We start from the raw sequence: 19,185 nt of genomic DNA, 5'->3' as shown, positions 1-19,185 counted from the left end.
GGTCCTTTCTTTACGGGGGCAAATGGGATAAATATCCTCTTGCCAAGGAACTCTAGTAGAAGGATATTCACCCGGAGGGTCCCGTCCATGAAAATTCAGTTCCGCAAGCAGCTGAGCCGCAATTCCCCCGTTAAGGTCGATGATGCCGACATTCGGGGGGAAGGTGTCATCGCGGCAAACCTCGAACAGAACGAACATTTTGTCCGGCAAGAGTTCCGAAATTGTTCGGATATGGTGTACTCCGAAATTTCAACGGACGGAGGCCAGCCGAAACGTCTGCTCGTCTATCTCGGAACGCTCGTAAACGAAGAAAAAGTGAACGGAATGTTCAAAACCATTGCAGCCTTCCCGGATACACGCTTACCCGAAGGAACCGAATCGGAGAACGGAAAACCGATACCGGTCGGCAAAGTGTTCACGTCATCGAAATGGTCGGAAATCATCCGGCGCATCCTGCGCGGGAACGCGGTCCTGTTTACGGACGGTTCCGACAAAGCCGATTGCTTTGCTGCGGAAAACATGCCGCAACGGTCCATCGAAGAACCCTCGTCCGAACCGTCTATCCGCGGATCCAAGGAAGGCTTCGTCGAGAGACAGTCCGTCAACGTTGGTTTGCTGCGGCATTACATACGAACACCTCGGTTGAAAATGGAAGCTTTCACGGTAGGCGAGATGACGGAAACGAAAGTGTTGGTCGCCTATATCGAAGGTCTGGCCGATGAATCCGTCGTCGAACGGTTGCGGAACAAAATCGCGGCCATTCGAGCTGACGGCATATTGGAGTCCGGATATATCGAGGAAATCATCCGGGACGATCCTTTCCCGATTTTCCCTATCTTTCAGAACACGGAACGACCCGATGTCGTCGCGGGAGGTTTGCTGGAAGGAAGGGTGGCCATTCTGGTCGACAATACTCCCTTCGTGATACTGGCGCCGGTCACGTTCTGGTCGGGTTTGCAAGCAAGCGAGGATTATTATGTTCGCTATCCCGTGGCTTCTTTCGTACGCGGGATCCGATTGCTCTTCTTATTCATCGCCGTGTTTGTCCCTTCTTTCTACGTTGCGGTTACGACGTTCCACCAGGAAATGATCCCGACCAGCTTGCTGCTCAGCGTCGCTTCCGCGCGGGAACCTGTGCCTTTTCCGATCGTGCTGGAAGCTTTATTGATGGAGCTGATGTTCGAGGCTTTGCGGGAAGCGGGCGTTCGTCTGCCAAGACCGATCGGACAGACGGTAAGCATCGTCGGCGCGCTGGTCATCGGACAGTCGGCGGTGCAGGCAGGCATTATTTCGGCTCCCAGCGTCATCATCGTTTCGATGACCGGCATTGCGGCATTTCTGATTCCGCGGTTTAGCTTCGCGAACGGGGTTCGTCTGCTGCGTTTCCCGATGATCGTTCTGGCGGGAACGCTTGGATTATACGGGATCGCGCTCGGTTTTCTGGGGATCTTGCTTCGCGTCGTTCACTTAAAGTCGTTCGGGGTACCCTACTTTACGCCTGTTTCGCCCTTTTCGAAGAGGGCGCTCAAGGACGTGTTTTTCCGTGCCCCCATCGACGGCCGCGTATTCGCTCCGCAATACGAAAAGGATGGTACGAAGTGAAACGCTGGGTGCGAACCGTCATGCTGTCGATTGCGCTGGTCATGGCGTGCGGTTGTTGGGATCGAAGAGAAGTCAACGATATCGGACTGGTGATGGGAACGGGGCTGGACTTGACGGAAGACGGAAAGATCATGATGACGCTTCAGGTCGCCGTCCCGTCTCCTTCATCCCAGTCTGCGGGCGGGACCTCGAAAGAAACGGACAATTTTTTTCTGATTTCGGAATCGGGGAAAAGCGTACTGGACATTGATCAGAAGATCCAGCAAAAAATGTCCCGCAAGCTCGTATTTTCGCACCGCAGCGTCATTCTCGTCGGGGAATCGCTGGCCAGGCGGGGAATGAACGATTTTCTGGACATTTTCTCCCGGAATCCCCGAAACCGGTTAAGAACTTACTTGTTCGTCGTTAAAGGGAAAACGGCGGGAGAGATGCTTCAGGTTCGCTACCCTTACGAAATGGTCCCCGCCGAAGCGTTGAAGGAAATGGAATTGCTCCCGGGTGCGGGAATGAAGTCGACGCTCAGGGACTTTCTGATCGCGTCCGCGGGGGAAGGGGAGAATCCAGCGGTCGGGGTTCTGGAGGGAACCGAGATGTTCCGTTCTTCGCTTAAAGGCAAGGACAAGCAGTTTCGCTTGACCGGAACGGCCGTCTTCAAAAGAACGGCTTTGGTCGGCTTTCTGAACAATCGGGAAACGCAGCAATATTTGTGGTTCAAAAATAACAAGAATTCCGACAATATCGTGGCCGACTTGCCGGGCGGCATGGGCAATGTGGGTTTAATCTTTAGGAGCGGCAATGTCAAAATCGATGTCGTTCCTCTAAGGGATGACTTCCGATTTCATGTTCATGTTACCGGCAAGGGGGACCTGATGGAAAACAATTCGCGGCTGGACGTGACCCAACTCCATAATGAAACGATGGTGAAAAAAGCGCTGGAGGACCAGGTAAAGGAAGAGATGGAGGCGTTTCTTCGCAAATTACAGCATGAATTGAAGACGGATATCTTGGGCTTCGGCGGTCTAGTGGCGAGCCAATACCCCAAAAAGTGGCGCGCCGTCGGGAAAGATTGGGACCGGTATTTTGAGAATGCCGAAATATCCGTATCCGTGAAATTGTCGATCAAGAACACGGGCGCCCTGGGTCCATCTCTGCAATGGAAAGAAAAGGAGATCGTAAAATGAAGATCTTACTGACGGCGGGATATCTCATTATCGTATGCTCCTACGCCTTCGATCGAGTCCGTAAATTGCGGGGAGGCAACGAAAAACGGGAGGCTTGGGTGTATGCGGTATTCATGGCCGTTTCCGCTGTCGCGGGAGCGCTGCTGCTCGCGGGAGTCGAAGTGCCGACCTTGGTCCTGCCCTACCAAATCCTGCTCGAGCCGATCGGAAAAATGATTTTATCCGATTGATTTCGAGGGTTTTGCTCTGAGAACGTCTATCCCCAGAAGCAGCAGAGGGAGCAGGCTTTGCGTGATAAACGCCAGAACCGGGTAGGTGAAGGTGATCCAGGCTTGGAACTGAGCGTCGCTCCTGAATATCCATACGGAGCCGACGATGGATAACAGAGTGACCGGAAGAACGGTTTTCCGGTAATTGCGCGCGAAGAACAACTGGCTGGCGCTCAGGCTGAACATATAAAGAAGCATCGAGATTTTGATGAAGATTCCGAGAATCCAGATGGTAATGGCGATCGTCTCGAGCCTTTCCAGCGAACCGAGGATCCCGATATACTGGATAACCTTGAAGAACGCGAATTTCAAACGCGGCGTGATCGGTCCGAACACCGTTATCGTGATGATGTCGATCGTCATGACCAGCAAGACGACTCCGCCCCAGGAAACGGTCAAATGCTTTCGGATTCTATGCGGCTGCTCGTTTAAGTGGGGGAGAAACCAGCCCAAGAAAAAGAACTGGCTCATCCAGGCCGACGGTACGACCGAGCCTTTCAGGACCGGCAAGATGCCTTCCGCCAAAATCGGCGTCAAACGGGCGGGGTCCATGTCCCGCAAGGAGAGAAGGAACATGGGCACGAGCAGGAGGATGATCACGGGAAGGATGACCTCATTGCATCTGGCGATGGCTTCGACTCCGGCCAGTACGACAAAACCGCACAAAACAAGCATCGTAGCCATCGAGACGAGAGGAGGGGTATTCATCAGGAGAATGATATTGATAAAACCGGCATGCTCGTTCACGGTGCTGGAGATGAAGAAAAACAAATAATAGGTCAAGTAGAATCCGATGATCGTTCCGATCCATTTCCCGCAAATGCTGGAGGCGTATTCGATGATCGATTTGCCGGGATGGCGTTTGGACAGGGAGGTAAGCACCCAGATATTCACGATTCCCGTAAGGGAAGCAGGCAAAATGGAAAGCCAGGCGTTTTGTTTCGCGAAAGCGACCATGATTCCGGGCACGGATAAAATGAGCGTGGAAACGATAAACGTAAACAGAAGCAGGCTTAGCTGATATCCCGATATTTTTTCGTCGGCGTGCACTTTGATCACATCGTTTCTTGAACGGAGTTTGTTTTTTAATTTTGATCTTCGGCATCCGTCTTTAAACATCGACTCAAGGGAGCGGTACGGAGTTATGTTATCAGGCGGAATAATTTACAAAGCCATAACAAATTCAGGTATGGTGCTTGACGCGAGACTGATAGCTTGGATGCATAACGTAAACCACCGGATCGAGGTTGAAGCCCATGAGTCTGAGCGTTATGGAACGGCCCGTCATCACCATCCCCGAACCGCAAGATTGGCAGCAGCCGATCGCCGTCCGAGAGTGGCTAAGAAATTGTCCCGTCGTGGAGCCGAGCATGCCTTGCAGTGAACTGGTCGAGCTATTCCGCCGCAGAAGCGAACTGGAATGCGTCGTCGTCTGCGATGAGCGGCGCCGGCCGATCGGGCTTCTGATGAAGCATCGGTTCTTCCGGTCGTTAGGCTCTCATTTCGGCATGTCGCTCTTCGGAAACAAAGAAATCTCCCATTTGATGCTGCGGAACCCGTATATCGCGGAAGCGGACGTCCTCCCCCGCGAATTGATCGACGGCGCGCTGTCTAGGAGCGAGGAGACGTTCTACGACGTTGTCATCATTACCGAACGGGGCGCGCTGGCGGGCATCCTCACGGTGAGCGATTTGCTTCACCTGTCGCGGCTGCTGCAGCGGGAAGCCGCCGAACGGCAACTCCGCACCATTCGCGGGACGGAAGAAATGCTGCGTCAAATCCATCAATCTCTGGATAAAGTGACGTCCGCCACGGAAGAAGCCCGGGATTACGGCGTACGAATCTCGGAGGCGACCAATAGCGGCCGTCAGGACTTGGACCACATGTTGAAGCTGTTCCGGCAGTGGTCCGAGCATGCCCGGCTGCAGGAAGCGGCCATGCGGGAATTGACGGAGAGGGCTTCCGCGGCGAATCAGATCGTGAAGATGATCGCCGAATTGGCCGAGCAATGCAACCTGCTCGCCGTCAACGCAGCGATAGAAGCGGCCCGCGCGGGCAGCCACGGGCGCGGCTTCGGCGTGGTTGCGCAGGAAATCAGCGATCTGGCTTACGGAACGAAACGCTCCGCAGCGGAGATCCACCGGGTGCTGCTGACGATGTCCGAGGCGGTGGAACGGACGGTTCTGCTCGTGAAGGAAGGCAAGCAAAGCGCGGATCTGGGCATTGGCCAGGTGAACCGTTCCGAAGAAACGTTCTCCAGACTGTGGGATATCGCCGCCCGGAATGGGGAAGCGGCGCAACGGCTGGGACAAGCTTCCCGGGAGGCGGCAGGCACGTCCCGCCAGATCCGCGGCGAGATCGGACGGCTTATGGAGCAGATGAACGGCGGACATCCATATTAACGGAGGAAAAATTAACAAGGAAATGCTGCCCATTTTACGGTCTGCAAATAAACGGGCTCTATGATGATTCTAGTAAGCGAACCGCTCTGTACATAGAGAAGGTCACATTCCAAACAAAGGGTGAATCGTCAATGGCTCTGAAGAAGATGATGGTTGCAGCTTCTCTCGCGACTGCGGTCGCAGCAACCGCCGGTACCGTGGTATTCGCCGCGGACGCGGCAAAAACGGATTTGCTTGCGAACGTGGATCACGTGCAGTGGCTCGACATCAACCGCTTGATCGCCTCCCAAGAAACGGATGCCGGACGTGTCGACTATCTGGTCGACGTAAACAGCGGCAAATACGAAAAACTGCTGGATGCACAGAACGCATCCGAGCTTGCCGTATCTCCCGACGGAAGCAAAGCCGCTTATACCGATACCAGCGGCGCGATTTTCGTGCTTGATTTGGTTGCGAAAACTTCCAAATCGATCGCTTCCAACTCCGAAATCAAGCCGGAGCTGGTATGGTCGAGTGACGGATCGGCTCTGTACTTCCTGCAAGGCGACAAAGGCTCCTTGGTCAACAAGCTGGATCTGGCCAGCGGCGCTATCACGAAAGTGCTTGAAGACAAGAAAGATTACAAAGCCAACCTGAGCGTTTCCGCGACCGGCAAATGGGTGACCTATACGTTGACGGTTCCGCCGGTTGTCACGGCGCCCTCCGACAAAGCGGTTGAAGAGGATGCGGTAACGATCGACGATTCCTCCGCCGCCATGAACGTTTACCAATACGATACTTCTGTAAGTGACAACAAAGCGGTGCAACTTAGCAAATCGACCGATGACAAAGTGTTCGTCGGCACCGATCCTTCCGGCGCAGCCAGCTACTATATCGACATCCCTGCCGGCGATGCGAAGGCGAAGCTCGTGGCCGTCACGGCAGCGGGAGCGGAAAAAACGCTGTTCGCCGATCAAGACGTCTATCAAGCCAAATACGCAGGCGGAGTCCTGTACGCGCTCACTTCGGGTCCTGCCGGGAAAAACCAGATTTACGCTGTAAGCCCGACCGGAGCAAGCACGCTTCTGTATACGGTTGACGAGAATACGACCGGCATCGAAGTCAGCAAGAGCGGCCTTATCGCCATCGAAGCGGACGGCAAGACTTATGTGGAAAAGAACGGCCAATGGGTGCAAGTGACGCAATAATTTCAACCAAACGAGAGGGGAAACGAAAGACATGAAAAAATGGTTCAAAACACTCGGCATCGCCGCAATGGCGGTCGCACTCACCACGGCGGGAGTTTCCGCTGCCGGAGCTGCCAGCTCCCTGAGCGGCAAAATCGTCATCAACGGCTCTTCCGCGCTTCTGCCGCTTACGCTGCAGGCGGCGAACGAATTCAAGAAGCTGAACCCGAAAGTGAAAATTTCGGCATCCGCCGCCGGTTCCGTCACAGGACCGCAAGCGGTCCGCAAAGGCATCGCCGATATCGGAGCTTGCGACTGGGACGCTTCGATGGACGTACCGGGCTTCAAGAAATTCGAAGGTCAAGTGGCCAACAAAGTCGCAGTCATTCCGTTCGCGGCCGTCGTGAACAAGAACGTGAAGGTCGACAGCCTGACGAACAAGCAGCTGGCCGACATTTTCTCCGGCAAAATCACGAACTGGAAAGACGTAGGCGGAGACGATGCGGATATCGTGGTGGTCAACCGCGCATTCGGTTCCGGCACGCGCGTCAACTTCCAAATGAAAGCCTTGAACGGCGCCGATTTCATGACCAAAGGAAGCAACTATAAAGAAGTGAAATCGAGCGGCGACATGAAAACGGCCGTCGATACGACTCCGAACGCGATCGGCTACCTGGATCTCGTCTATGTGTCCGGCAGCATCAAAGCGCTCAAGATCAACGGCGTGGCGGCGACGGAAGCGAACGTCATCAACGGCACCTATAAAGTATGGGGCTACGGCTACTACATGACGAAGGGTCAACCGACGGGCGCGACGAAAGCGTTCATCGAATACGTGCAAAGCTCCAAGTTCCAGAACGGCTCCCTTAAGAAATTAAAATTCATTCCGGTTTCCGCAATGAAATAAGGTTTGTCCCTGCATGACGGGCAAGCAAAGATAACGGAAGCGGCCAGCTTCGAGCGTGCAAGACGCCGAAGCTGGTTTCTTCGATCAATCAGGTATTATGAGCATCACGGATCATCTCTGATTGATTTCGATAAAAACGACATTCTCAGTCTCAGAAAGACGACGAAGTCGTTTTTACTTATGGGGAAGGGAGTTCCGCCATGATCGACACGACATCGACCCATTCGCTCGCCGCGGCGGGCGAGCTGGGTCAGAGCATCCGGACCAGCTCCGGCCGCTGGAAGGACCGCAAGAACCGCCTTCGGTTCTACAACCGCGCTTTCCGGGTGATATGCATCGCCAGCGCGATTTTCGTCTGTATGATTCTCCTGTCCATTTTGTTTTTCATGTTCCGGACGGGAGTGCTGACTTTTGAGACGGTATCCCCGGCAACTTTCTTCTTCTCGGCGGACTGGTCCCCCGAGAACGAGTCGTACGGAGCGTTCGTCTTTATTTTCGGCACTGTCGCCCTTACGGCGCTAACGCTTCTCATTTCGGTTCCGATTTCCATTTTCGTGGCGGTTTTCCTCGCGGAGGTCGCGCCGGCATGGCTTCGGAACGCGCTTCGGCCCGTTCTCGACCTGCTCGTCGGCATTCCGTCCGTCGTATACGGATTCCTCGGGCTTACGCTCCTGATTCCGCTTCTGCGCCAAATGACCGGCTATGATTTGGCCGACGGCATCTTGGCGGCCGCGATCGTGCTGAGCATCATGGTGCTGCCTACGATCAGCCGGATCAGCGACGATTCGATCAGCGCGGTTCCCCGCAAGTTCCGGGACGCTTCTTACGCCCTTGGCGCCACGCGTTTCCAAACGGTATTCCGGGTCGTCCTTCCCTCCGCGCGCAGCGGAATTCTGTACGGCGTCATCCTCGGGATGGCCCGGGCGATCGGCGAAACGATGGCGGTCGTCATGGTTATCGGCAACACGCCGCAACTGGCCGACGCCCTGTTCAAGCCGACGTCCGTCCTGACGAGCAACATCGTCATGCAAATTCCGAACGTGCCTTTCGATTCGACGTGGAACTACGCGCTGTACATGATGGGCTTCCTGCTGCTCGTCATTTCGCTGGTCATGATCGTCGTGATCCGGGTGCTGCAGAAGAGGGGGGCCAAAGCGTGAGCCGCGTGAATCAGGTGAAAAACCGCCTTTTTACCATATCCGTTTGGGTCGTGGCCGCTTGCGTCATTCTTTTCGTATTCGGACTCCTGTTCCTGATTTTGCAGCGGGGCTTGCCTTCGCTCACTTGGGATTTCATTTTCGGGCTTCCCAGCGAAATCGAAGAGGGCGGCGGCATCGGTCCGGCGCTGTTCAACTCCTTTTATATGCTCTTTCTCTCCATGGCCATCGCGGTCCCGCTCGGCCTTGCGTCCGGCATTTACTTGGCCGAATTCGCTCCGGAGAACAAGCTGATCGGATTCGTGCGAATTTGCGTGGAAGGACTCGCTTCCGTGCCTTCCATTATTTTCGGTCTGTTCGGTATCGCGTTATTCGTCGAAATGTTCCAGCTCGGGCTTACGATTATCGGAGGAGCAGTCAGTCTGGCTTTCCTCAACCTGCCGGTGATTACCCGCGTCACCGAGGAAGCGATCCGGTCTGTGCCTGGAGAACTCAAAAACGCTTCTTTCGCGCTGGGAGCCACCCATCTGCAAACGATTCGCCGCGTGCTGATTCCCTCTTCCATCAACGGCATCGTGACCGGTATTTGCCTTGCTTCCGGCAGGGCCTTCGGCGAGAGCGCCGTTATCATCCTGACCGCCGGCGTCACGACGTCGGGCGTCATGTGGGATTTCAATCTCATGTCCCCTGGAGAAACGCTGGCCGTTCATCTCTGGTATGTCCAATCGGAAGCGATCGTTCCGGATGCCCAGCAAATCTCGCAGAAGGCGGCCGCGGTGCTGCTGTTCGTCGTGCTGGCCATCAATGTCGTGTTCCGGATTCCGCTTTGGATCCGGGAGCGCAGGTTCCGTTAACGGACATTACATTTTACACCGATTTTACAAATCGCGCATGAACGTTTTACAAATGGCGCGTATAATTCGCGGATAGGCATCGGATATTTTACGGATCATTTACTCAATCGTTCGAGCGGAGGAACCCATATGCAAGCGCTGATCGAGATCGATCGCTTGAATTTGTTTTACGGCACGTTTCACGCGCTCAAAAACGTATCCATGAATATTCCCGAGAAAGCGATCACGGCGTTCATCGGTCCTTCGGGCTGCGGCAAATCGACGCTTCTGCGCTCGTTGAACCGAATGAACGACATGATTCCCGGGACCAACATAGAAGGAACGATCCGAATTTCGGGGGCGGATATCTACGGCAAAGATATCGACGTGGAGACGCTGCGCAAAAAAGTGGGCATGGTGTTCCAGCAGCCGAATCCGTTTCCGAAATCGATTTACGATAACGTAGCGTACGGGCCCCGTCTGCACGGCATCACGAACCGCCAGAAGCTGGACGAAATCGTCGAATCCAGCTTGCGGGGCGCCGCCTTGTGGCAGGAAGTGAAGGACCATTTGAAGCGCTCGGCGCTGAGCCTTTCCGGCGGCCAGCAGCAGCGGCTCTGCATCGCGAGGGCGCTGGCGGTGGAGCCCGACATCCTGCTCATGGACGAAGCGACTTCCGCCTTGGACCCGATTTCCACGCTGAAAATCGAGGAGTTGGCGCAGGAGCTCAAGAGCCGCTACACGATCGTCATGGTGACGCACAACATGCACCAGGCCGCCCGGGTTTCAAACCAAACCGTCTTCTTCTTGAACGGCGAGGTCGTGGAATACGCGGAAACCGAGAAGCTGTTCTCCAATCCGGAAGACCAGCGCACGGAAGACTACATCAGCGGACGTTTCGGATAAAATTCCTACACTAGCATCGGATGCGGAGGAAACCGTACAAATGGTCAAACGCAGAGAGCTTGACCAAGGGCTCGAGGAAATGCAGCACCTGCTTGTCGAAATGGGAAAGCTCGTGGAGACGGCGCTGACCGATTCGATGGAAGCTTTGAGAACGCTCAATATACCGGAAGCCCGGCGCGTGATCAGCCAAGATCAGCAGCTCAACGCCCTGGAAATGCAGATCACCGAAATCGGGGCCAAGCTGATGGCGACGCAGCAGCCGGTGGCCAAGGACTTGCGCAATATATTGGCGTGTCTCAAGATCAGCGGCGATCTGGAGCGGATGGGGGATTTGGCGGTCGACATCGCCAAGGCGGCCTTGCGGCTGGAGGGCCAGCAGCTGATCAAGCCGCTCATTGACTTGCCGCGGCTGGCCGAGATGACGAGGGCCATGGTCGCGGACTCGGTCCGCTCTTACATGGAGCAGAACGTGGACCTTGCCTATAAGCTGGATCAGGATGACCACGAAGTGGACGCGCTGTACAGCCAAATCCTGTACGAGCTGTTCGCTTTGATGGCGGATAACCCCGGGACGATCTCCCAAGCGATGCTTCTCAGCTTCGTGGGCCGTTACATCGAACGGATCGGGGACCATGCCACGAATATCGGAGAGAGCACCGTGTATCTCGTCACGGGAAAACGCCCCGATTTGAATACGTAAATGAGAAAACAGCCCGAATGGGCTGTTTTTTCATTTGTAAACGGCGGGTATGAATCGGGTCGGGAATTCGAATGCGAAGAGGAAAGCGGGCGAACGCCATGAAAACGGTTTATTAACGAGAATTATAATTTACACAGAGTTTACAAAACGAATACACGAATTTGAAGGAGGGGAGATAGAATCATATCTGTAAGAAGGAGACGGGGCACAAGCCCGGCTCCCGAACACAAATAAAGAAAGCGAACAAGAGGAAGGGGAAATTACGAAACATGAAGAAATCGCTCGTCCTGGTCCTGACATTGATCGTCGCCCTGACTTTGGCAGCATGCGGCAAGAGCAACAATGAAGGCACGGCAAGCAGCCCGAGCGCTTCTGCTTCCGAATCGGCACCTGCAAGCTCCGCCGCGGGCGAAGCGCTGAGCGGAACGATTCTGGCGGCAGGTTCTACCGCTCTCCAGCCTCTCGTCGAACAAGTTGCAACGAAGTTCATGGCAGACAGCAAATATAGCGGCATCAGCGTTACCGTTCAAGGCGGCGGCAGCGGCGGCGGTTTGACGCAAGTACAAGCCGGCCAAGTCGACATTGGCAACTCCGACATTTTCGCGGAAGAGAAGTTCAAGGACGCCGACGCCGACAAGGCGAAGGAATTGGTTGACCACCAAGTAGCCGTTGTGGCGATCGCTACCGTTGCCAACCCGAAAGTGGGCGTGGACAACCTGACGAAGCAGCAGCTGGTCGACATCTTCTCCGGCAAAGTGAAGAACTGGAAAGAAGTAGGCGGCGCCGATCAGAAAATCGTCATCGTCAACCGTCCGAGCAGCTCCGGCACGCGCAAGACGTTCGAAAACCTGGCGCTGGGCGGTCCTTCCCAAGACCTTCCGGGTTCGATCCAGGAAGACTCCTCCGGCACGGTTAAGAAATTGGTCGGCGAAACGCCGGGAGCGATCGGCTATCTTGCCCTGTCCTACCTCGACGACAGCGTGAAAGCCCTGAAATATGAAGGCGCAGACGCTTCCGTAGAAAACGTCACGACGGGCAAATATCCGGTCTGGGCTTACGAGCACATGTATACCAAAGGCGAACCGACGCCGGTTGTCAAAGCGCTCATCGACTACATCCTGTCGGATGAAATCCAGAAGTCGGACGTCACCGAAATGGGTTATATCCCGATCGGCGACATGAAAGTCGCCCGCGACGTGAACGGAAACGTCACGAACAAATAGGTTTCATCTGAACGCCAAGGTTGGACAACAAACCAAGCGGAAAGGGGCTGACATTCTGTCGGCCTCTGTCTGCTGTTAAAGGAGAGGCCTTATGAATACCCCTGTCAAGGAAGATCGAACGGCAGGCGACCGATTGACCCGTTATCCTAAACATATCCGCGAAGATTGGTTCGGCAGGGTGTATGTCTATCTGTGCGTCGCCCTGATGGTCGTGACGATTTTCTCCATCGTGTGGTTTATCGCGTCGAAGGGCTTGAATCCTTTCGTATCGGGAGCGATCGGGATTCCGGACCTGCTGCTCGGCCACGTTTGGAAGCCGGAGGGCGAGCCTCCGCTCTTCGGTGCTCTGCCGTTTCTGGCCGGTTCCGCATCCGTGTCGTTCATCGCGGCGGCGATCGCGGCGCCCTTCGGCTTCTGCGCGGCCGTGTTCATGACGCAAATCGCGCCCAAACTCGGTCGGACCGTGCTCCAGCCGGCGATCGAGCTGCTTGCGGGCATTCCTTCGGTCGTTTACGGCTTCGTGGGCCTGTCCGTCATCGTGCCGTTTCTGCGCGACAACTTCCCGGGCCAGGGCTTCGGCATCCTGGCCGGCGCGATCGTCCTGTCCATTATGATCCTGCCCACGGTCACCTCGATCGCCACGGATGCGCTGAGCACGCTGCCCGCCGGATTGCGGGAAGGTTCCTTCGCGCTGGGCGCAACCCGCTGGCAAACCATTTATCGTCTGATCCTCCCGACGACGCTTCCTTCCTTGCTGACAGGGATCGTGCTCGGGATTTCCCGCGCGTTCGGGGAGGCGCTGGCCGTGCAGATGGTCATCGGCAACGCGCCTCACGTCCCGCGGTCCCTGCTGGAATCGGCGGCGACCCTGACCAGTATCATTACGCTGGAGATGGGCAATACCGTCGGAGGCTCTCTGCACAACAACGTGCTGTGGAGTCTGGCGCTCATTCTGCTGCTCATGACGTTCCTGTTCGTCTTTATCGTCCGCATGCTCGAGAGGAGGGCCAAACGATGAAAGCCAAACTGGCAGACCGCATTGCGACGGGCGCCATCATCGCCATCGCGGGTTTGATCATGGCCATTCTCGCCGGACTGATCGCCTATTTGCTGTTCCGCGGACTCAGCCACGTCAGCTGGCATTTCCTGACGTCCCCGCCCCAGTCGTTCAAGAAAGGCGGCGGCATCGGTCCGCAGCTGTTCAATTCGTTGTACCTGCTTGTCTTAACGATGATGATCACAATCCCGCTCGGCATCGGCGCGGGCATCTACATGAGCGAATATGCCAAGGCAAACCGGGTAACCGACTTTATCCGTCTCGTGGTGGAGGTGCTTTCTTCCTTCCCGTCGATCGTCATCGGGTTGTTCGGACTGCTCGTTTTCGTAAACCTCTTCCAAATGAAATACTCGCTCGCGGCGGGTGCGCTGGCGCTCACGGTATTCAACCTGCCGCTGATGGTGCGCATCACGGAGCAGGCGCTGCGCGGCGTTCCCCGCGAGCAGAAGGAAGCAGGACTTGCGCTCGGCCTGTCGAAATGGAAAACGATCTGGTCCGTCATGCTGCCCATGGCGTTTCCCGCGATCATGACGGGTACGATTCTGGCGTCGGGCCGCGTGTTCGGCGAAGCGGCCGCCCTGCTGTTCACGGCCGGCATGACCACGCCGAAGCTGGATTTCACGAACTGGAATCCGACCGACCCGCAATCGCCGCTCAACCCGTTCCGTCCGGCGGAGACGCTGGCGGTGCACATCTGGAAAATCAACAGCGAAGGGCGCGCGCCCGACGCTCCCGAAATCGCGGCCGGCGCTTCGGCCGTGCTCATCATCATCGTGCTGCTGTTCAACTTAGGTGCCCGCACGCTCGGCCGTGCGATTTACCGCAAGTTCACGGCGACGAAGTAGGGGGACACCATGGGCGAGAAAGCATTCTTTACGAAAGACTTGTCCGTCTACTATGGAGAGAAGCAAGCCATTAAGAAAATCAGCATGGACTTTCCCTCCCGGGAGGTTATCGCGCTCATCGGTCCTTCCGGCTGCGGCAAATCCACCTTCCTCCGGTCGCTGAACCGGATGAACGACGTCATCCCGGGAGCCCGCGTCGAAGGGCAAATCTGGATCGACGGCCGGGATATCAACGATCCGGCGACGGACGTCGTCCTGCTCCGGCAGAAGATCGGCATGGTGTGGCAGAAGCCGAATCCGTTCCACAAATCGATCTACGAGAATATCGCCTTCGGACCGAGATACCACGGGATTCGCGACAAGAAGAAGCTGGACGAAATCGTGGAAAGCAGCCTGCGGAAAACCGCGCTGTGGGACGAGGTGAAGGACCGGCTGCACCGTTCGGCCCTCGCGTTGTCCGGCGGCCAGCAGCAGCGGCTGTGCATCGCCCGTTCGGTCGCCGTGCAGCCCAGCATCCTGCTCATGGACGAGCCGGCTTCCGCGCTTGACCCGGTATCGACGGCCAAAGTGGAAGAGCTGATCGCGGAGCTGAAACGGGAATACTGCATCGTGATCGTCACGCATAACATGTATCAAGCCGCGCGGGTTTCCGACAAAACGGCCTTTTTCCTAATGGGCGATCTCGTCGAATACGACACGACCCAGAAGATCTTTACGAATCCGTCGCATAGGTCGACGGACGATTATATTTCCGGCCGATTCGGGTGATCGGGGCGGAAGCGACAAGGGAGGAAGCCGTTATGGTGACGCGCAGGGAATTGGACGAAGGATTGAAGCAACTGCAGGATATGTTGATCCACATGGGAGATATCGTTGAAAAAGCGCTGGAGGAGGCCATGGCTTCCCTCGTGAATTTGGACGCGGACGAAGCGAGACGCATCGTCGCGGAGGATCCCGCGCTGAACCGGATCGAGGAGCAAATTTCCGAATCGGGGGCCAGGCTCATCGCGACCCAGCAGCCCGTCGCCAAGGATCTGAGGAAGATTCTGGCGGCGCTGAAGATCGCTTCGGACCTCGAGCGCATGGGAGACCTGGCGGTCGATATCGCCAAAGCGGCCATCCGGCTGGAAGGCCAGACCTTGATCAAGCCGCTCATCGATTTGCCGCGGATGGCAGACTTGGTGAAGACGATGATTTCGGAGTCGATCCGCTCTTACGTGGAGGAGAACGTCGATTTGGCCTACAAAATGGCCAAGGACGACGATCAGGTCGATACGCTGTTCGGCGTCGTCTTCATGGATCTTGCCGCGATCATGGTAGAAAATCCGAAATCGATCAACCAGTCGATGCTGCTGTCGTTCGTGGCACGATACATCGAACGAATCGCGGACCACGCGACCAACATCGGGGAAAGCGTCGTCTATTTGGTCACGGGAAAGCGGCCGGATCTCAATTGATCCGGCGGTTGCCGCAGCCTTTGCCGCAGGCGCGAAGCGCCTGCGGCTTTTTGTATGATAATTGGATTTTTACCCAGCGTTTACACGGCATCGACATAGTACGGACAAGCTTGTGATAATTTAGTCCTATCTAGGTATATCGTACCAAATGCCGCAGAAAATTTCGGGATTTTGGTCGGAGGCGAACGGGGATGGATGAGCTCGGCAATCGGTTGGGCGAACAATTGGAGGTACGGTCGGCGATGGAGAAGGTCCAGCAGCGGAGAGGCATGTCGGCGGGCGATAGAATCGCGGTCCGGTACGCGCCCATCGTATCGCTGTCGGACGGCACGCTATACGGATACGAGGCGATCCCATTCGACGCCGAGGCGAACGCGTCATGGGATTCCAGCCTGTTCTACGCCGAATCCGAAGCGGAGGGGAATTTGTACGACAACGACAGACGGTTTCGGGAGCTGGCGATCCGCGGCGTTCCCGCGGGTCCGCGAGCGGTCAAGCTGTTTTTGCCTGTGCCGGCTCGAATCGTTTACGATCCACGCCTCTATCCCGGAAGCACGCTGGGCCGGATCGAAGCCGCCGGACTGCGGCCGGATCACGTCGTGCTCCTTCTGTCGGACGAGAGTGACGGGCACCCGGGAACGCTGCATGCCGCCATCCGCCATTACCGGACGCAAGGCTTCCGCATCGCCTTTTCCGGCCTGAAAACCGGGAGGACGGCTTTGGAGCGGATGGTGGACCTTAAGCCCGATTACGTCCGGATCGGTACGGAGTGGTTTCCCCGGACCTTACGGGATCCCGCCGGCGAAAGCCTGCTGCAGGCCATCTCCGCGCTTGCCCGCAAAGAGAAAATCGTACTGCTCGCGGACGGGTTGGAGCGGGAGGAACAAATCCGGCCGCTGATGACTTACGGAGTGGGGTACGGGGAGGGACTTTGGCTCGGCGTCCCTTCGGAAACGCCGCGGTCCGTCGACCCTTCCGTCACGGACCGGATCCGGCAGGAAATGAGGCGCCGATTCCGCGGAGCGGCCGGAGCGCTTCTCGAGCTGACGGAGCCCGCGGTTACGTTCCCCAGCTCGACGCCGGTCACGGAGATCGCACGATTCTTCGAGATCCATCGGGAGGCGCCGGGTTTCGTTATCCTCAAGGACGGGAAACCGGTCGGCATGCTGATGAAGGAGAAGCTTCATCAGACGCTGGCCAGACAGTTCGGGCTTCCCCTTTACGGCAACCGTCCCGTGTCCAAAATCATGGATGCCCAGCCCCTGATCGTGGACGAATCGACACCGGTGGAGCAGCTGTCCCAGACGGCGATGGCCCGCGAGCCGGACAAGCTTTACGATGCCGTCATCGTGACGCGCAAAGGCGAGGTGTCCGGCATCGTCTCGATCCGGGCGCTGCTGGAGTGGGTCACCACGATGCGAATGTCGAACGCCCAATGGGCCAATCCGCTCACGGGGCTGCCCGGCAACGAGCCCATTCGCCGCGAGCTGTCCCGCCGGCTGGACGAAGGAAGGCCTTTTTCGGTGCTGTACGCGGATCTCGACTATTTCAAATGGTATAACGACCAATACGGCTTCCACCGCGGAGACGACGTCATCCGGTATACGTCGGAGTCGCTGCAGGCGGCGGTGCGCAAATACAGCCCGGACGACAGCTTCGTCGGGCATATCGGAGGCGACGATTTCATCGTTATCTTCGATTACGGCAATCCGGTCCGGATCGGCGAAGAGATGCTGGCGGAATTCGAACGGGGCATCTCCTCCTTCCTCGACCGGACGCACGGTCCGGTACGGGACCGATCGGGAACGCCGGTGGAAGGGGCAAGTCTTTCGCTGTCCCTTGCGGTGCTCTCGTGCCAAGTGACGGAAGGGTGGACGCCCGAACGGCTGGCCGAATACTCGGCGCTGCTCAAGAAAGCGGCGAAAACCAGGCTCGGAAGCGCGCTGGAGTGGGAGACGCTGGAGGAGTTCCATGCGTTCGCGGAGAGAAAAGGTTTAACCGTCCGTTAACGCTCTTCGACACGGGCGTTTACAGTGAATTGATATGATGGGACGGCATTTAAGGCGGTGTCGGCGGTTCCGTCTGCCGTGATTTTGTCGAATAATGGAGGATTGGCTCCTATGAATATGTCTTCCCAAGAGTCGGGCGGCGCGGAGACGTTCGGAGGCTTTCCCTTCCGGGACCCCCGGGAAGGGCAGCAGAAGGCGGGCCCCATCGGTTTGATCGGGCTGGACTTGTCCGAAATCGGGATCGAGCGGATCGCGGTGCCGGAATCGCAGGAATCCGAACTGTGGAACGCTTGGCTGGCCCGGATTCTTCCTGGGGAATCCGTCCGCTTCGGCGACCGGATCGGGTCGCATCTGTGGATGATCGCGGACATTCCGGATTCGTGGATCGGTTCCTCCGAGCGGTATGCGGAGGGGTTGGCCAGACGGATCCGCGAGCTCATGCAGGCGGAAACGGAAGCTTTCTTCGGCTCGCATTCGGTTGCCGGGACCGGCCGGGATCATATGGGATACGGAGCCGCGGTCGTAACCGGCTCGTTAGGCCGTACATACAAAGAACAGCTGTACGAAGCGTTCCTCGCGGCCGCTTCCCGGCTGCACGGATGGGGACGTACGGAAACGGACACGAAGCAGGGGATCGAAATGGAACGGATTCTGCGCGACGGAGATATCCGCAGCGCCTACCAGCCCCTCTTCCATTTGCGCGGAGGCTGCTTGTTCGGCTACGAGGCGCTCACGCGCTGTCCGCCCGGCAGTCCGTTCGAGGGGCCCCTTCCGCTGTTCCGCTTCGCGGAGCGGGAGGGTTATGCGTTCGCGCTCGACCGGCTGGCGCGCGAGAAGGCGATCCGTTCCTGTCCTTCTCTCGGCACGGAACAGAAAATTTTCATCAACGTCAATTCCGGGATCATGAAAGACCCGCACTTCGTATCCGGCCAGACGAGGCAATGGCTCGCGGCCCGCGGCTTGAAGCCGGAGCAGGTGGTGCTGGAGCTGACGGAGCGGGATTCGATCGACGATTTCGAGGAAGCGAAGATGATGCTGGACCATTACCGGAACCAGGGATACAAAATCGCCATCGACGACGCGGGCGCCGGCTATTCTTCCCTTCAGGCGATCGTGGAGCTGAAGCCGGATTTCATCAAGTTGGACAAATCCCTCGTCCAGAACGCCGACCGCGACGAAATGAAGCTCCAAATGCTGCGAACGTTCGTCCGCTTCGCGAAACGGATGAAAATCCTCACGGTCGCGGAAGGGATCGAAACGCCGGAAGAGCTTCATCTGGTCCGGAAAATGGGGATCGATTACGGCCAGGGTTATTTGATCGGCCGTCCCAGCGAGAAACCGGTGCTTACCTATCCTTATGGCATCGGTTGATGCGGGACGCCCAACATCGCACAGGAACCGGCCCCGCCTTTGCGCGGCGGCCGGTTTTTCGCCGTCCGGATGCGGCCCGCTCCCCCGTATGGTATGATAA

At 56.9% G+C, this 19,185-nt stretch carries 18 protein-coding genes; 17 read left to right on the top strand and 1 reads right to left on the bottom strand.

What is annotated here, in order from left to right; translation table 11 throughout:
• Positions 1–87: 87 nt before the first annotated feature.
• From GE107_RS24290 to GE107_RS24280, 3 genes are read left to right on the top strand one after another with little or no spacing between them, the layout of a single operon-like run.
• Positions 88–1,602 carry a spore germination protein gene (locus GE107_RS24290; protein WP_219644069.1) on the top strand — a complete coding sequence of 505 codons (1,515 nt, stop codon included), beginning with the start codon at positions 88–90 and terminating at the stop codon, positions 1,600–1,602.
• Positions 1,599–2,783: a Ger(x)C family spore germination protein gene (locus tag GE107_RS24285; RefSeq protein ID WP_219644067.1), complete on the top strand. Its 1,185-nt coding sequence runs from the start codon at positions 1,599–1,601 to the stop codon at positions 2,781–2,783. Before GE107_RS24290 ends, GE107_RS24285 begins: the two co-directional genes overlap by 4 nt.
• Positions 2,780–3,013, top strand: a complete 234-nt coding sequence (locus GE107_RS24280; protein ID WP_219644065.1) for a hypothetical protein — start codon at positions 2,780–2,782, stop codon at positions 3,011–3,013. Before GE107_RS24285 ends, GE107_RS24280 begins: the two co-directional genes overlap by 4 nt.
• Here GE107_RS24280 and GE107_RS24275 read toward each other — a convergent pair.
• Positions 3,002–4,102 (bottom strand): GerAB/ArcD/ProY family transporter, encoded by a 1,101-nt coding sequence (locus GE107_RS24275; protein WP_219644063.1) that lies wholly within the window; start codon positions 4,100–4,102, stop codon positions 3,002–3,004. The two genes, GE107_RS24280 and GE107_RS24275, sit on opposite strands and share 12 nt — an antisense overlap.
• Positions 4,103–4,308: 206 nt before the next feature.
• Between GE107_RS24275 and GE107_RS24270 the strand changes: the two genes are divergently transcribed.
• The 14 genes from GE107_RS24270 (at position 4,309) to GE107_RS24205 (ending at position 19,085) form a co-directional block, all read left to right on the top strand.
• Positions 4,309–5,454: a methyl-accepting chemotaxis protein gene (locus tag GE107_RS24270; RefSeq protein ID WP_219644061.1), complete on the top strand. Its 1,146-nt coding sequence runs from the start codon at positions 4,309–4,311 to the stop codon at positions 5,452–5,454.
• A gap of 131 nt (positions 5,455–5,585) precedes the next feature.
• Entirely contained in the window at positions 5,586–6,641 is a 1,056-nt protein-coding gene (locus GE107_RS24265; RefSeq protein ID WP_219644060.1) for a TolB family protein, read from the top strand.
• 31 nt (positions 6,642–6,672) lie between these two features.
• Positions 6,673–7,527: a phosphate ABC transporter substrate-binding protein gene (locus tag GE107_RS24260; RefSeq protein WP_219644058.1), complete on the top strand. Its 855-nt coding sequence runs from the start codon at positions 6,673–6,675 to the stop codon at positions 7,525–7,527.
• A 200-nt stretch (positions 7,528–7,727) separates the two neighbouring features.
• Positions 7,728–8,687, top strand: a complete 960-nt coding sequence (gene pstC / locus GE107_RS24255; protein WP_219644056.1) for a phosphate ABC transporter permease subunit PstC — start codon at positions 7,728–7,730, stop codon at positions 8,685–8,687.
• The gene (gene pstA / locus GE107_RS24250; protein WP_219644054.1) at positions 8,684–9,538 is read left to right on the top strand and encodes a phosphate ABC transporter permease PstA; all 855 of its coding nucleotides are present in this window, start codon (positions 8,684–8,686) and stop codon (positions 9,536–9,538) included. The genes pstC (GE107_RS24255) and pstA (GE107_RS24250) overlap by 4 nt, the downstream gene beginning before the upstream one ends.
• A 129-nt stretch (positions 9,539–9,667) precedes the next feature.
• Positions 9,668–10,423, top strand: coding sequence for a phosphate ABC transporter ATP-binding protein PstB (gene pstB, locus GE107_RS24245; RefSeq protein ID WP_219644052.1), 756 nt, complete (start codon positions 9,668–9,670; stop codon positions 10,421–10,423).
• 40 nt (positions 10,424–10,463) lie between these two features.
• Positions 10,464–11,123, top strand: a complete 660-nt coding sequence (phoU, locus tag GE107_RS24240) for a phosphate signaling complex protein PhoU (protein ID WP_219644049.1) — start codon at positions 10,464–10,466, stop codon at positions 11,121–11,123.
• A 269-nt stretch (positions 11,124–11,392) separates the two neighbouring features.
• Entirely contained in the window at positions 11,393–12,346 is a 954-nt protein-coding gene (locus GE107_RS24235; protein ID WP_219644047.1) for a phosphate ABC transporter substrate-binding protein PstS family protein, read from the top strand.
• Positions 12,347–12,437: 91 nt separating this feature from the next.
• The gene (pstC, locus tag GE107_RS24230) at positions 12,438–13,364 is read left to right on the top strand and encodes a phosphate ABC transporter permease subunit PstC (RefSeq protein ID WP_219644045.1); all 927 of its coding nucleotides are present in this window, start codon (positions 12,438–12,440) and stop codon (positions 13,362–13,364) included.
• Positions 13,361–14,248, top strand: coding sequence for a phosphate ABC transporter permease PstA (pstA, locus tag GE107_RS24225; RefSeq protein ID WP_219644042.1), 888 nt, complete (start codon positions 13,361–13,363; stop codon positions 14,246–14,248). The genes pstC (GE107_RS24230) and pstA (GE107_RS24225) overlap by 4 nt, the downstream gene beginning before the upstream one ends.
• A gap of 9 nt (positions 14,249–14,257) precedes the next feature.
• Positions 14,258–15,016, top strand: coding sequence for a phosphate ABC transporter ATP-binding protein PstB (gene pstB / locus GE107_RS24220; RefSeq protein ID WP_219644040.1), 759 nt, complete (start codon positions 14,258–14,260; stop codon positions 15,014–15,016).
• Positions 15,017–15,048: 32 nt separating this feature from the next.
• Positions 15,049–15,705, top strand: a complete 657-nt coding sequence (phoU, locus tag GE107_RS24215) for a phosphate signaling complex protein PhoU (RefSeq protein WP_219644038.1) — start codon at positions 15,049–15,051, stop codon at positions 15,703–15,705.
• A 191-nt stretch (positions 15,706–15,896) separates the two neighbouring features.
• The gene (locus GE107_RS24210; protein ID WP_219644036.1) at positions 15,897–17,714 is read left to right on the top strand and encodes an EAL domain-containing protein; all 1,818 of its coding nucleotides are present in this window, start codon (positions 15,897–15,899) and stop codon (positions 17,712–17,714) included.
• A gap of 111 nt (positions 17,715–17,825) precedes the next feature.
• Complete coding sequence (locus tag GE107_RS24205; protein WP_219644033.1) at positions 17,826–19,085, top strand: EAL domain-containing protein; 1,260 nt, start codon at positions 17,826–17,828, stop codon at positions 19,083–19,085.
• The last annotated feature ends 100 nt before the right edge of the window (positions 19,086–19,185 follow it).

This window comes from Cohnella sp. CFH 77786, assembly GCF_019400745.1.
In the GTDB taxonomy this organism is placed as follows: domain Bacteria; phylum Bacillota; class Bacilli; order Paenibacillales; family Paenibacillaceae; genus Cohnella.
The sequence above is the reverse complement of the archived record's forward strand: the minus strand, read 5'-3'. Positions and strand labels throughout refer to the sequence as shown.

What these genes read in the sequence shown, in the direction of transcription:
- pstB (WP_219644040.1), top strand. Translation starts at nt 14,258, where the DNA reads ATGGGCGAGAAAGCATTCTTTACGAAAGACTTGTCCGTCTACTATGGA.
- GE107_RS24260 (WP_219644058.1), top strand. Translation starts at nt 6,673, where the DNA reads ATGAAAAAATGGTTCAAAACACTCGGCATCGCCGCAATGGCGGTCGCA.
- GE107_RS24280 (WP_219644065.1), top strand. Translation starts at nt 2,780, where the DNA reads ATGAAGATCTTACTGACGGCGGGATATCTCATTATCGTATGCTCCTAC.
- GE107_RS24210 (WP_219644036.1), top strand. Translation starts at nt 15,897, where the DNA reads ATGGATGAGCTCGGCAATCGGTTGGGCGAACAATTGGAGGTACGGTCG.
- GE107_RS24265 (WP_219644060.1), top strand. Translation starts at nt 5,586, where the DNA reads ATGGCTCTGAAGAAGATGATGGTTGCAGCTTCTCTCGCGACTGCGGTC.
- phoU (WP_219644038.1), top strand. Translation starts at nt 15,049, where the DNA reads ATGGTGACGCGCAGGGAATTGGACGAAGGATTGAAGCAACTGCAGGAT.
- pstA (WP_219644042.1), top strand. Translation starts at nt 13,361, where the DNA reads ATGAAAGCCAAACTGGCAGACCGCATTGCGACGGGCGCCATCATCGCC.
- GE107_RS24235 (WP_219644047.1), top strand. Translation starts at nt 11,393, where the DNA reads ATGAAGAAATCGCTCGTCCTGGTCCTGACATTGATCGTCGCCCTGACT.
- GE107_RS24205 (WP_219644033.1), top strand. Translation starts at nt 17,826, where the DNA reads ATGAATATGTCTTCCCAAGAGTCGGGCGGCGCGGAGACGTTCGGAGGC.
- pstC (WP_219644045.1), top strand. Translation starts at nt 12,438, where the DNA reads ATGAATACCCCTGTCAAGGAAGATCGAACGGCAGGCGACCGATTGACC.
- GE107_RS24290 (WP_219644069.1), top strand. Translation starts at nt 88, where the DNA reads ATGAAAATTCAGTTCCGCAAGCAGCTGAGCCGCAATTCCCCCGTTAAG.
- phoU (WP_219644049.1), top strand. Translation starts at nt 10,464, where the DNA reads ATGGTCAAACGCAGAGAGCTTGACCAAGGGCTCGAGGAAATGCAGCAC.
- pstC (WP_219644056.1), top strand. Translation starts at nt 7,728, where the DNA reads ATGATCGACACGACATCGACCCATTCGCTCGCCGCGGCGGGCGAGCTG.
- pstB (WP_219644052.1), top strand. Translation starts at nt 9,668, where the DNA reads ATGCAAGCGCTGATCGAGATCGATCGCTTGAATTTGTTTTACGGCACG.
- GE107_RS24270 (WP_219644061.1), top strand. Translation starts at nt 4,309, where the DNA reads ATGAGTCTGAGCGTTATGGAACGGCCCGTCATCACCATCCCCGAACCG.